The organism is Bradyrhizobium sp. URHC0002, from assembly GCF_054059515.1.
Genome location: NZ_JBSSCF010000001.1, coordinates 6,655,221 through 6,668,647 on the forward strand (window position 1 = coordinate 6,655,221; position 13,427 = coordinate 6,668,647).

Genomic DNA, 13,427 nt, shown 5'->3' on the forward strand with positions numbered 1-13,427 from the left:
CCGCAACCATCAAGATCCTGATGACCTCAGACGCGGTTGGCGGCGTGTGGACCTATTCGACCGGGCTGGCGTCCGCATTGGCCGCCGCGGGGATGGAGGTCCATCTGGTGACCTTGGGGCCGCCGCCCCAAAGAGAAAAACGTGCGATGCTGCGGGGCGGCCGCGTTCGCTTGATTGAAAGCAGTCTCGCGCTTGAATGGCAGGACCCAGGCGCGAAAGACTTGCCAAATGCGCGCCGTTTTCTCGAAGATCTCGAAGACGAAATACAGCCCGATATCGTCCATCTCAACGGCTTTCGCGAGGCAACTTTCGACTGGCTTGCGCCGGTCCTTGTCGTCGCGCATTCCTGCGTGAACTCCTGGGCTCTCGTGTGCGACGATAGCGAATGGCTGGCGGAGCCGAAATGGCAGAACTACACACGGGCCGTCGCCGCCGGCTTGAATAAGGCCCAGGCGTGGGTAAGTCCCAGCCGGGCTTTTCACGACGTCATCTGCACCTTGTACCGGCCGATTTTGCCCGGCGTCGTGATTTGGAACGGCATACCGCCTGCTGTGTCGCCGCCTAGCTCGAAGAGGCGCTTCATCCTGGCGGCCGGCCGTATGTGGGACGCTGCCAAGAATGTTTCGGCGCTTGCGAGCGCTTCAAAGGGACTGGATTGGCCGGTGTTCGTGGCGGGGCCAAGATCCGATTCCCGCAGCAATGATCCCGGCGAAGTCACCTTTATAGGCGATCTTTCGCACAGCGCCTTGCGAGCGCGCATGCAGCGGGCAGCCATTTTCGTGAGCCCGGCCCGTTACGAACCGTTCGGCCTTTCCGTGCTGGAAGCTGCTTCCGCTGGATGCGCCCTGGTCCTGTCGGATATCCCGACCTTCCGGGAGCTCTGGAGCGGAGCTGCGCTGTTCGTCGATCCGAACGATGATCGTGCGTTGCACCGGGCCCTCGCGGTCCTCTGTGCCGACGACAGGGAACGCGCCCGACTGCAGTTGGCCGCAAGAGAGCGATCGGAGCGCTATTCGCTCACGCAAACGGCGAATGCTTACCATGCGCTCTATCAAAGCCTGCTGGCTTCGCGCTCACGCCCCGCCTCTGCTCACGAGATCGAGGTGCATGCATGAAATGCGTCTTCTTCTATCACGCACTCACCTCTTGCTGGAACAATGGCAACGCGCATTTCCTCCGCGGCATTGCGCGCGAGCTACGGGAGCTCGGGCATCAAGTCGTCGTTTTTGAGCCTGCCGATGGGTGGAGCCGCCTGAATGCCATCCGCGACGGCGGCATCGAGCCGCTGGAGGAAGCACGAGCGCTGCTGACCGGCGTCGACATCAGGTCATACACGGCGTCTCTGGATCTGGACCTAGCTCTGGACGGCGCCGACCTGGTGATCGCACATGAATGGAACTCGCCTGATCTGATCGGAGCTCTTGGCAGGCGTCGGACACAGGGCGCGTCATTCACGCTGCTATTCCATGACACGCATCATCGCGCGGTCACGGCGCCGGCCGAACTGGAACGCTTCGATCTGGATGGCTTCGATGGCGTACTTGCCTTCGGTGAGGTGCTGCGCCAGATCTATCTGCGGCTCGGCTGGGCCAACCGGGTCTTCACCTGGCACGAAGCTGCCGACACCGCGCTATATCGACCTCTGCCTGAGATCGAGCCGACCCACGACGTGATCTGGATCGGCAACTGGGGCGACGGCGAGCGCAGTGCCGAACTCTCGGAATTTCTGCTCCGACCTGTGAGCGAGCTCGGTCTGCGTGCCCGGGTCCACGGTGTAAGATATCCGCTGGACGCGCTGCATGCAATCGAGGCAGCGGGCATCGAGTATTTCGGCTGGCTGCCGGCTCATCGCGCGCCTGCCGCATTCGCCGGCGCTCGGGCTACCGTGCATGTTCCCCGCGGGCCCTACGCCCGCTCGCTGCCCGGCATTCCGACGATCAGGATGTTCGAAGCCATGGCCTGCGGCATCCCCGTCGCATCGGCGCCCTGGAACGACGTCGAAAATCTGTTTCCGCCCGACTCATACCTGCGCGCCGCCAATGGCGCTCAGATGAAGGATGCCCTGCAAGCCCTGCTTCATGACCCGGAACTTGCCGCAGCGGTGATAACAGCTGGCCTTCAAACCATCGCCGAACGTCATACCTGCCGCCATCGTGCGCTCGAGCTCCTGGACGTTGTGGATTCGATCCGTGGTTCGCGACGGCCCCACTCCGCATCTCGTCTGGAAGAGACCCTGTCATGAAGATCTGCTTCTTCGGCTCGAGCCTGGTATCCTCCTACTGGAATGGCGCAGCCACCTACTACCGCGGCATGCTGAAGGAAATCGCGGCGCTTGGGCACGACATCACCTTTTATGAGCCGGACGCTTTCGAACGGCAGGCGCATCGGGATATTGCCGACCCGCCATGGGCTCGCGTGTCGGTCTATCCGGCCACGGCTGAGGGATGGCAGCAGGCGCTGTCGCAGGCCGCCAAATCCGCAGATCTGTTGATCAAGGCGAGCGGCGTCGGCGTGTTCGACCGGGAGCTGGAGTGCGCCATCGCACAAGGCCCAACGAGCGCCACCCGCATCTACTGGGACGTGGATGCACCGGCAACGCTGGATGCAATCGCCAGCGACCCAAACCATCACCTGCGCGACGCCATTCCCCGCTATGACATGGTGCTTACGTACGGCGGCGGCGACCCCGTAATAACTGCCTATCGCGCGGCGGGGGCGCGCGATTGCGTGCCGCTCTACAACGCGCTCGATCCCGCGACCCACTTTCCTGCGTCACTGAACCCCAAATTTGCGTGCGATCTAGGTTTGCTCGCCAACCGCCTGCCCGACCGCGAGGCGCGCATAGAACGCTTCTTCCTGGAAGTCGCGAGACACTTGCCGAACAAGGATTTCGTGCTCGGCGGCTCAGGCTGGGAAACAAAGCACGCTCCGAAGAACGTTCGCAAGCTCGGCCACGTCGGCACCAGCGACCACAACGCCTTTTTCAGCTCCGGCCTGGCGACGCTCAACGTCAACCGCGACAGCATGGCGAAGTATGGCTTTTCACCGCCAACCCGTGTCTTTGAAGCGGTCGGCGCCGGCGCCTGTCTGATCACCGATGATTGGAAAGGCATTGACATGTTTCTCGAGCCGGGCCGCGAGGTTCTGGTCGCTTCAAACGGGATGGAGGTGGCCGAACATCTGGCGGCGCTCACCCTACCGCGCGCCCGCGCAATCGCTCAGCGCGCCCGGGCTCGCATTATGGCTCATCACACCTACGCGCAGCGCGCACGGCAGTTCAAGCAACTGCTCGAAGGTATGGGCACAAGGATCGAGGCGGCGGAATGAATCTCAATATTGTGATCATCGGACTCTCAGTCACCTCTTCTTGGGGCAACGGTCATGCCACGACATATCGTGCACTGATTGAGGCGCTGGCAAACCGCGGTCATCATGTCACCTTTCTGGAACGCGACGTGCCCTGGTACCGCGGTCACCGCGACCTGACCAAGCCGTCGAACTGGACTGTCAAACTCTATCAATCGCTGCAGGATATCCCGAGGCGCTACACCTCGCTCATTCGCGACGCAAACCTTGTCATTCTCGGATCGTATGTTCCGGATGGAGTCGCCATCGCCGAGTGGGTGACGGCGCACGCGCAAGGCGTCACCGCCTTCTACGACATCGATACTCCCGTAACACTGGCCGGTCTTGACCAAGGCCTTGAATATCTCTCCGCAGCCATGATTCCGCGGTTCGATCTCTATCTGTCCTTTTCGGGTGGGCCGGTGCCCGGCATGATCGAGGACGCTTACGGCAGTCCGATGGCGCGTGTTCTGTACTGCAGCGCCGATCCCGACCTTTACCGGCCTCACCCGGTAAAGCAGCATTGGTCGCTCGGATACCTCGGCACCTACAGCGACGACCGGCAGCCATCGCTCGAGCGGTTGCTGCTGGCGCCCGCAATGATGCTCGCCGATCATCAATTTGTCGTCGCCGGATCAAGATATCCCGAGCATCTCGTCTGGCCCGACAATGTCAGACGCATCGAGCATTTATCCCAGCACCAGCATCCGCCATTCTATTCACGGCAGCGTTTCACACTCAATCTCACGCGCGCAGATATGCGGGCTCTCGGATTTTCGCCAAGCGTCCGGCTATTCGAGGCCGCCGCATGTGGCACTCCCGTAATCTCGGACCGCTGGCCCGGGATTGAGACCATATTCGAACCCGGGACCGAAATCCTTTTGGTGTCGGATGCCCGCGAAGTCAGCCAGATTCTCAGAGATATTCCGGAAGAGCGTCGACTAGCCATCGCTGACAAGGCGCGGCGCCGAATCCTGGCCGACCACACGCCCGATCATCGGGCCCGGCAACTCGAAGCCTATTATCTCGAGGCAGCGGGTCGACGGCGGCGGAATCTGCTCCAACCGGCCGCAGGCCGTACGATGCAGGCCGCGGAAGTGAGAGCGGAGGCAACATGACCATTCAATCACGCATCGACGGCCCGACCCGCGCGCGGCCTGCTCGCCGAACGCTCGTGACGGGTGGCGCCGGCTTCATCGGCTCGCATCTCTGCGATTCTCTTCTGCAGCGAGGCGATCAAGTGATCTGCATCGACAATCTGTTCTCCGGATCGATGCGCAACGTCCGGCCTTTGCTCAATCATCCGAATTTCAGATTCATTGAACATGATGTTCGCGAACCGCTCGAGCTCGATATCGATATCGAGCGCGTCTACAATCTGGCGTGTCCGGCCTCGCCGCGGCACTACCAGCGCGATCCAATCGTAACGATGAAAACCTGCGTCGTCGGCACCATGAACATGCTGGAGTTCGCCAGGCAAAAAGGATCCCGAATTCTTCAAGCTTCCACCAGCGAGATTTATGGGGACCCGGAAGTTCATCCGCAGCCGGAATCCTATGTCGGCCATGTCAATCCCATAGGCCCGCGGGCTTGTTACGACGAAGGCAAGCGGGCCGCCGAAACGCTGATATTCGACTATCACCGCCTTTATGGGCTGGAGATCAAAGTCGCTCGCATTTTCAACACCTATGGACCGCGAATGCTGGAGAATGACGGACGCGTCGTTTCGAACTTCATCGTCCAGGCGCTACGCGGCGAACCGGTCACCGTTTACGGTAACGGTACGCAGACCCGAAGCTTCTGTTTCGTGGATGATCTCGTCCGCGGCCTGGAACTGCTGATGGAGAGCCCGGCATCGATTACCGGCCCGTGCAATCTCGGCAATCCCCACGAGGTCACCATCGAAGAGATTGCACGGGCAGTTCTGGCCCATACCGGATCCACCTCTCCTTTGTGCTTCGAACCGTTACCCAAGGATGACCCCAAGCGACGCAAACCGGTGATCGAAACGGCTTTGCGCAAGCTCGGCTGGCGGCCCCGCGTGCCACTCATGGAAGGGCTGCAAGCTACTATCGCCTATTTTGCGCTTCGCACTGCCACTCCCGAGTTCGTCATGGTTCCCGAACAAGGTCGACGGCCTCGAGGGCGCGGCCGGCTCACCCTCGCGAGTCAACAGTAAGAAGGACACGGAAATGCGAATTGTGGTACTCGGTACGGGCTACGTGGGACTGGTTTCGGCAGCGTGCTTCGCTCAAGGTGGGCATCGCGTCACCTGCGTCGATATCGATGACGCCAAGATAGCCACGCTCTGCCGCGGTGAGATGCCGATCTACGAGCCAGAACTCGAGAAGCTGGTTACGGACGGCCGCCGCCGTAAGCGATTGTATTTCACATCCGACCCGGCCGCAGCAGCGACCAACGCGGACATTGTCTTCATAGCCGTCGGGACCCCCGCGCGCGCGAGCGACGGCCATGCCGATCTGTCGCAGGTCTACACGGCTGTTGAAAGTCTCTCTCCGTTTTTGCAGTCCGGCACTATCGTCGTGACGAAATCGACCGTTCCGGTCGGCACCGGCGATACGATCGAATACCTGATCCGCAACTCCCGTCCCGAACTGGAATTCGAAGTCGCCTCAAACCCCGAATTCCTGCGGGCCGGCCGAGCGGTGCAGGATTTCCTGCGGCCCGACCGCGTCGTGATCGGCGCGCAGAGCGATCTCGCAGCCACTTGCTTGACGAAGCTCTATCGCAGCGTCGGCATCGGGCATGAACGCATTCTGCTGACCGACCGACGGTCTTCCGAACTCATCAAATATGCCGCAAACGGGTTTCTGGCGACCAAGATCGCCTACATCAACGAAGTGGCTGAGCTCTGCGAGAAGGTCGATGCCCGGATCGGTGACGTTGTCAGAGGAATCGGCCTCGATGCGCGCATCGGCTCGCGTTACCTGCAGCCAGGTCCGGGTTTTGGCGGATCCTGCTTCCCAAAGGATGCCCGCGCACTCGCCAAGATGGGGGAGGACCATGAGGCGCCGATGCGGATCATAGAGACAGTCCTGGCGTCCAACGAGGCCCGCAAACGCTCCATGGCTCGCAAGGTGGCTGCCGTTTGCAATGGGCCGTTGCGCGGCAAGACCATTGCGCTACTGGGTCTTACCTTCAAGGCCGACACCGACGACATGCGCGACGCCGCTTCCATTCCGCTCGCGCAGGCATTGACCGATGCGGGCAGCATTTTGAAGGCCTATGATCCCGTCGCCAATGGACGTGCGCGAACCCTGCTACCGCCCGAGGTTCAGTATTGCAGTTCGGCTACTGAAGCGGTGAAAGGAGCCGACGCAGTGGTGATTATAACGGAATGGCAAGAGTTCGCCGAAATCGACTTTTCCAAATTGAAAGTCGCAATGCGGAGTCCCATTATTATTGACCTGCGCAATTTCCTGAATGAGGAACAGGTTCGACGGAGCGGCTTCAGCTATTTCGGCATTGGGGGACCGCCGCGGCAGGCATTCGAAAAGGCGGCGCGGCGATTGAGTCCAACGCGGCGATTTTGGGCGGACACTAGCAACATGACTGCTGGCGACGATTTGCTGATGCAGGGAATCGCGGCTGCTGAGTAGTTTAGTTGAGCCACTCGGGTGAACCAGGACGTTGGCAGACTTCGGACCGTGGCGAAGTGGTCAACTCAGCGGAAGTTACGTGGCAGATTATTGTGAACGTGTGTGGCCGCTATCGCGGCATGTCCAGTGGCCACCGCAATCTGATGCAGGTCCGATACGACATCTCCGATGGCGTATAATCCAGCCACGCTGGTCTGTTGATGCGCATCGACCTCCAGGCACCCGGTACCGTTATGGCGGGCGCCAAGGTCCTTACCCAATTCCGAGCGGACGTCACAGCCCAGAACCGGATAAGTCACGTCAAAGATCTCCTGTGTTCCGTCGCTCATAGATGCAATCATCTGTTTTCCTTGCCGGCGAAACTTGAGCACGGGTGCTTTCGGAAGGCGGACGCCCGCCTCCGACAATTCGCAGGAATACTGTTCGCTACACGCCGAGCCGTCCAGTTGGAGCAATGTCACGCGTCTTGAATAGGTACGCAGAAACAGCGCTTTCGCCGCGGCCTCGTCAACGCTGCCCAAAACGCCGATGCGCAGATCGGAGGCTTCGAACCCGTCGCAAATCGGGCAGTATCGTATCAATCCGTGGTCGAGAGCCTCCTCCAGATCGGGCATGGAGACATTTCGATCGATCAACCCGGTCGCCAGCACAGCTCGCTTTGCCTTTACTTCGCCTTGCGAGCAGGTTGCCACGAAACCGGCCTCGACGGCTTGTAACGCGGCGATCCGGTCGTGAATGATCAAAACGCCATAGAGTTTCGCCTGCGCTGTAAGCGCATCGAGCAGCTGAGGACCGGCAATCCCGTCCGCAAAGCCTGGATAGTTATGCGTCTCGGGAATCAGCGCCGCCCGGCTGTTCCTGCTGTCGACCACGACAACTTTGCGGCGGTAGCGCGCAAGATAGATTGCGCAGGTCAACCCGGCCGGCCCTCCGCCTATAATCAGGGCATCGACGTCTTCCATTTCAAAACCGGGCATGCGGCTTCGTCTCCTCAAACCAGACCATAGAGACTCACCGCCCGCTTCAAACTGTCACGTCCGGGTGAAAAAGTCTGGAAGGTGACAAGAGCAAGAGCACGGCCGATCTCTTACCTTCCGACAGGACTTGGTATGTCCGGTTTTCCCGGGGCCGGCCTTACCGTCATATTACTCTCGGGCATCTTGTCCCGGCCCTGATCTCGATTGTCGTCCTTTCCTCCCGAGGTCGACGTTCCGCTGCCGCTGGGGTTCGAGCCCGTCGTGCCAGCCCTCGGGTTGGCCGAACTTGCGGCGGGATCCCCCGTTGTTGAGCCCCGGCCACTTGGCGCCCCATCTTGCGCCAGTGCGAAGCAGGATGAGCCGAGAGTAGCGCAAAGGATCACTGTGAAACGTTTCATGGTCTTTCCCTCTCGCCGTTTGCCAGAGATCAAGCCTCGCTGTCGATTGTTGTTCCTCAGTCTATCAAGACCGGCGAGTCAGCGTGCAAGGAATGGATCCTGACTGAGCTATTCGCCCGAACGCAGCCTCACCGATTCAATTTAAGAAGCAAACCTTCGTTCGGTTTCAGGTGGGTCGGCCCCTCGACTTTCGCTGTCCCGCGATCAAACAGGCTGGAAATCAACTTGACACCGCTGCCCTGCCAGTTCCAGAGCCGCGGTTCGTTGCAAAGGTTTAGCCCCACCAGGATTTCGGTTTCCCCCAAGATTCGCCCAAACGAGAAGATGTCGTTCTGGGCACGCCTTGGCCGATACTCGCCGTACCGCAGGCAGGGCTCCTTGCGCCGCAAGTCGATGAGTTCACGGTAAAGATGTAACAGCGAGTGGGCGTCACGTCGTTGCGCCTCGATGTTGCGCGACCGCTCTACGCTGAGAGGCAGCCAGGGTTCGCCGGTGGTGAATCCGCCGGCTTCGGTGTCGTTCCAGCGCAATGGCGCGCGCTCGGGGTCCCGGCCGAGATCAAAACCCTTCACGAGTTTTTCGAAGGGGTCCTGGATACGTTCTGATGGAATGGGCACCTGCTCCATGCCGATTTCATCTCCGGCAAACAGAAATGGCGTTCCCCTGATCGTCATCAGGAGCATCGCGAGGATGCGCGTCTGAGCCTGGCCGATCTTGCTCGCCACCCGGTGCTTGTCATGGCCGCCGATCACAAAATCCGGCCATGCGCCTTGCGGAATCGCGTTGAAGTAGGCGTCGATCGTCGCCTGCAGCGAGACCGCGCTCCATTCCGTGTCCAGCAGGGCGAAATTCAGCGGGAGGTGCAGGCGCGGCTTGTCATTGCCGTAGAAATGACCGATGCGGTCGGTCTTGCCCTGGACTTCGCCGCAGAGCAGCCTGTCATCATACCCGTCGAGAACCTGCCGGATGAATTCTATGCAGTGCATGGCCTCCGGCCTGTCGTCCGTGAATACGGGAACGTTGACCTGCGGCGGCGGCGTATTCGCGTCGGCTTTGAGATTCGGCGGGTTATCGCGCAGAAGATCGTCCTTGATGAGAACAGCGCTGGCGTCGACCCGAAAACCATCGACACCGCGATCGAGCCAGAAGCGCATGGTATCGGCCATGGCGTCCCGGACTTGCTCGTTTCGCCAGTTCAGGTCGGGCTGGGTTTCCAGAAACGAATGGTAGTAGAATTGTCTGCGCGTCTCGCACCATTCCCATCCGCTGCCGCCAAACCGGCTGAGCCAGTTGTTGGGTGGCCCGCCATTCGGGCCAGCCTCCTCCCAAATATACCAATCGGCCTTCTCATTATTGCGGGAGGCGCGACTTTCCGCGAACCAGGCATGCTGGTCGGAAGTGTGGTTGGGAACGAAATCCAGAATAAGCTTGATGCCGGCCTCGTGCAAAGCATCCCTGACGCGCTCGAAGTCCTCCATCGTGCCGTAGCGGGGATCGATGGCGCAGAAGTCGGCGATGTCGTAACCGAAGTCCTGATTTGGCGTCTTGTAGATAGGCGTGAGCCAAACGGCGCCTACGCCGAGCCATTTGATATATTCGATCCGTTGCAGGAGTCCGGGAAGGTCCCCTCGGCCGTCCCCATTGCTGTCCTGAAACGAGATGACTGCAATTTCGTAGATGACGGCGTTGCGCCACCACGCATCCTGGGGACGGGTCGCAGGTTTGACTAACGTTTGGCTCGCACTCACTTGCGCCGCAAAGCTCCTCGTGACAGCTCGGTTCCTCTCACCCGACCTGTCAAACGCGGGATTTACCGGGTTGTTCCTAGTCCCTGACAAGTACCAAATCAGCGGAGTTCGATGATGAGCCCCTCGTCGTCGCCAAGCTATGCTGTCCACCACTGTTTCGCCGTCCCGGTCTCCACCGGTCGAAACCAGAATTTTCCCACTGGCACCCTGGTCGAAGGTGAGCACCTGCGGGATGTCCGTCGGGTTCAACGCAATGAGCAGCCTGACATCCTCGTGCTCCCGAAAGTAAACCAGCAGATCCTTATCGACACGAACGGACCGATAGGAGCCAACCGAAAGCGCGGGCGTTTTCCTGCGAACCTGCAGCAAACGGCGATAGAGATTCCAGATCGAGAGAGGCTCGTTCCGCAGACACGCGACGTTGTTAGTTTGCCAGCCGTCTGCCAGCGGAAGCCAGGGCTCGACGTTGCTGAAGCCCGAGTTCTCGCCTGCATCCCATTGCATCGGAGTTCTGCAGCCATCCCGGCCGACACCGATTCCGGGAACGTTGCGCTCGAATGGATCGCAAACGCGGTCCCGGGGGATCTCGACCTGAGGCATCGCCAACTCGTCGCCGTAATAGATCGTCGGCGTTCCCCTCAAGGTCAGCAGCAGCATGGCTGCCACCCCTGCCTGCCGCTTCCCCACCCTGCTCGCGATGCGGGGCCGATCGTGATTACCGAGCACCCAGTTCGGCCAGCCGCCCTTCGGCAACGCGCCTTCATACTCGTCGACCAGGGATTGGATGCACTTCGCTTCCCAGCGAATATTGAGCAGCGCGAAATTGAACGGTAGATGGACGCCACCGAGATCGCGTCCGTAGTAGGCGACCAGACGTTCGACGGGCAGATAGATCTCCCCGATCAGCAGTCGGTCCGGAAATTCCTCGATGGTACGACGCAGCATTGCGATGATGTCGTGGACCTCCGGCAGGTCCGTCGTATTGAGTGGGACCAGCGCTTCATGCGGCGCCCTGCCCTCACGGTAGCTCGGGTTCGGGGGATTGTCGCGAAACCCTGCGTCCTTGATCAGATGCCAGATCACGTCGACACGAAAGCCATCGATCCCTTTTCGCATCCAAAAGCGAAGGACCTCGCACATTGCTTCGGCGACTTCAGGATTTCGCCAGTTCAGGTCGGGCTGCGATCTCAGAAACGCGTGGTAGTAATACTGGCCCGAAGCCTCGTCGAACTCCCAGGCGCTGCCGCCGAACTCGGAGAGCCAGTTGTTGGGAGGGCCGCCCCCAGGGGCCGGGTCGCGCCAGATGTACCAATCGCGTTTCGGACTGCTCCGCGACCCGCGGCTTTCGACGAACCAGGGATGCTGGTCAGAAGAATGGTTCGGGACAAAATCCAGGACCACCCTGATCCTGCGCTCGTGCGCTTCAGCTATCAGCCGGTCAAAGTCCCTCATATTGCCGAACACCGGATCGATATCGACGTAATCGGAGATGTCGTAACCAAAATCGGCCATTGGCGATCGGAAGATGGGTGAAATCCAAACTGCATCGACGCCGAGAGTGACCAGATAGGACAACCTGCCGGTGATTCCGTTCAGATCTCCGACTCCATTGTCGTCCGTATCCTGAAAGGACCTCGGGTAAACCTGATAAATGACGGCGGATTCCCACCACGGCATGACTGCCTCACTGCGATTGTTCTCGATTGCACGGGCCAACGGTGCGCGGGGCGGTGATCCGGCGCAAGGCGGGGCGTAGCTCTCGCGACGGTCCGCCGGAGCGTCAAGCGTTCACCAACCCCTCACGAAAGCTCCGGTTCCGACAAGACGCCTAGGGAACCTTCCCATCGCTCACACGTACATTCCAGCGGGAAATCACATGACGAAAAGAACACATCAGGTCTTTAACGGTCTGTTCGGCGAAACCTAGTGAGCCGCCGCGGCTGGGCTCCGGCCGCTCGCGAATGGATGCCGGCCTCATGCCCATCACAAGAACCACGTTGCCACCAGCCCGGCGCTGGCGCTGAAGATCGCTATCACGGTTACCCATCCCAGCATGTTCAATGATGTGCTGTTGACCTTGTCACCCATGATTTTCTTATTGCTGGTCATTAGCAGAATGAGCAGCATGAGCGGCGGAGTGGAAAATCCCTGCACGATGCCCGAGTAGACCAGCGCGTTCATGGGATTAAAGCCGAGAAAGTTCATGGCAACGGCAATGACCGTAAAGGCGCCAACCAGTCCATAGAACTTCGTCGCCTCTTTTGGTCTGGCGTGCAGGCTGCTTCTCCAGCCCATGACCTGGCACAGATCGTAAGCCGCGCCCGTGGTCATGATCGGTACGGCCAGAAAACCAACTGCAACAATGCCTACCGCAAACAGAATGCCGGCTGCCTCTCCCGAAATGGGCCGCAACGCTTCGGCAGCCTGGGCGGCCGTCTCAATGTTTGTTTGGCCTGCCTTGTGCAGCGTGGCACCTGTGGAGAGAATGATAAAGTACATGACGACATTGGAAAAAACCATTCCAATGACAATGTCGATGCGCGACGAACGTAACTCGTCTTCGGAAGCATCTTGTCTCTGCGAGAGCTTTGTTCGTCCTTGCGCAATCTCTTCTTCCACCTCAACGTTGGACTGCCAAGTGTACAGATATGCTGACAGCGTGGTCCCTATGATGGCGACAAGGATCGATAGAAATTCGCGGGAGAACTGGATGGTCGGCACCAACGAGCCTCGAACCACTTCCCACATGTCGGGCTTGGCCAGAACCGCCGAGCCGATATAGGCCAACAGAACGAGCGCCAGCCATCGGAATACGTTGCGTATCAGCTCATATGAGCCCCAGATCTGAAGCGCGAGTATACCGGCCGCCACGGCTACCACGATCAGTGGAATCGGCAGCGGGATGAACAAGCCCAGCGCAGCGGCCATACCTCCGAGATCAGCAGCAGCTTCAATCGTATTCCCGATCAGGACCCCTATCAAAGCGGGCCACAATATCCATCGCGGGTAATGGTCCTTGACGACGTGAAACAAGCCCCTTCCGGTGACCTGTCCCAGCTTGGAGGACAGATAAACCACGGCGCACATCATGGGAAACGTTATGGGAGCGGTCCACAAGAGGGAGGTGCCAAATTGTGCACCCGCGCTCGCATAGGTCCCAATGGCTGAGCAATCGTCGTCGGCTGCACCTGTCACCGCTCCAAGACCGACGGAGCGGATCAATCCACGCTGCCCACGGTTGTTTGGAGAGGGGTCACTGCCCCTTCCAGGCTTATCGTGCGTCTTCTTCAACATTTTGCCGATATGGACCGTGGACTCAACGCTCCAATGCAAATCAGG

The 13,427-nt window shown here is 59.9% G+C and carries 9 protein-coding genes; 6 read left to right on the top strand and 3 right to left on the bottom strand.

All coding sequences use genetic code 11. The annotated features are described in order from the left end of the window. The first annotated feature begins 20 nt into the window (after positions 1-20). From ACVWVY_RS32590 to ACVWVY_RS32615, 6 genes are read left to right on the top strand one after another with little or no spacing between them, the layout of a single operon-like run. Entirely contained in the window at positions 21-1,115 is a 1,095-nt protein-coding gene (locus ACVWVY_RS32590; protein WP_456632366.1) for a glycosyltransferase family 4 protein, read from the top strand. After that, positions 1,112-2,242 (top strand): CgeB family protein, encoded by a 1,131-nt coding sequence (locus ACVWVY_RS32595; protein ID WP_456630226.1) that lies wholly within the window; start codon positions 1,112-1,114, stop codon positions 2,240-2,242. Before ACVWVY_RS32590 ends, ACVWVY_RS32595 begins: the two co-directional genes overlap by 4 nt. After that, a complete protein-coding gene (locus ACVWVY_RS32600) occupies positions 2,239-3,327 on the top strand; it encodes a CgeB family protein (protein ID WP_456630227.1) in 1,089 nt (362 codons plus the stop codon). Before ACVWVY_RS32595 ends, ACVWVY_RS32600 begins: the two co-directional genes overlap by 4 nt. Beyond that, positions 3,324-4,463, top strand: coding sequence for a CgeB family protein (locus ACVWVY_RS32605; protein WP_456630228.1), 1,140 nt, complete (start codon positions 3,324-3,326; stop codon positions 4,461-4,463). The genes ACVWVY_RS32600 and ACVWVY_RS32605 overlap by 4 nt, the downstream gene beginning before the upstream one ends. Continuing rightward, the gene (locus ACVWVY_RS32610; RefSeq protein WP_456630229.1) at positions 4,460-5,524 is read left to right on the top strand and encodes a UDP-glucuronic acid decarboxylase family protein; all 1,065 of its coding nucleotides are present in this window, start codon (positions 4,460-4,462) and stop codon (positions 5,522-5,524) included. Before ACVWVY_RS32605 ends, ACVWVY_RS32610 begins: the two co-directional genes overlap by 4 nt. 13 nt (positions 5,525-5,537) lie before the next feature. Further along, positions 5,538-6,965, top strand: coding sequence for a UDP-glucose dehydrogenase family protein (locus ACVWVY_RS32615; RefSeq protein WP_456630230.1), 1,428 nt, complete (start codon positions 5,538-5,540; stop codon positions 6,963-6,965). Between the two features lie 65 nt (positions 6,966-7,030). Here the strand turns inward: ACVWVY_RS32615 and ACVWVY_RS32620 are convergent, their stop codons facing one another. From ACVWVY_RS32620 to ACVWVY_RS32630, 3 genes are all read right to left on the bottom strand, one after another. Then, a complete protein-coding gene (locus ACVWVY_RS32620; protein ID WP_456630231.1) occupies positions 7,031-7,942 on the bottom strand; it encodes an NAD(P)/FAD-dependent oxidoreductase in 912 nt (303 codons plus the stop codon). A 526-nt stretch (positions 7,943-8,468) separates the two neighbouring features. Next, on the bottom strand, positions 8,469-11,765 hold the full coding sequence (locus ACVWVY_RS32625; protein WP_456630232.1) for an alpha-amylase family glycosyl hydrolase: 3,297 nt from the start codon (positions 11,763-11,765) through the stop codon (positions 8,469-8,471). Between the two features lie 306 nt (positions 11,766-12,071). Next, positions 12,072-13,310 (bottom strand): Nramp family divalent metal transporter, encoded by a 1,239-nt coding sequence (locus tag ACVWVY_RS32630; protein ID WP_456630233.1) that lies wholly within the window; start codon positions 13,308-13,310, stop codon positions 12,072-12,074. Between the last annotated feature and the right edge of the window lie 117 nt (positions 13,311-13,427).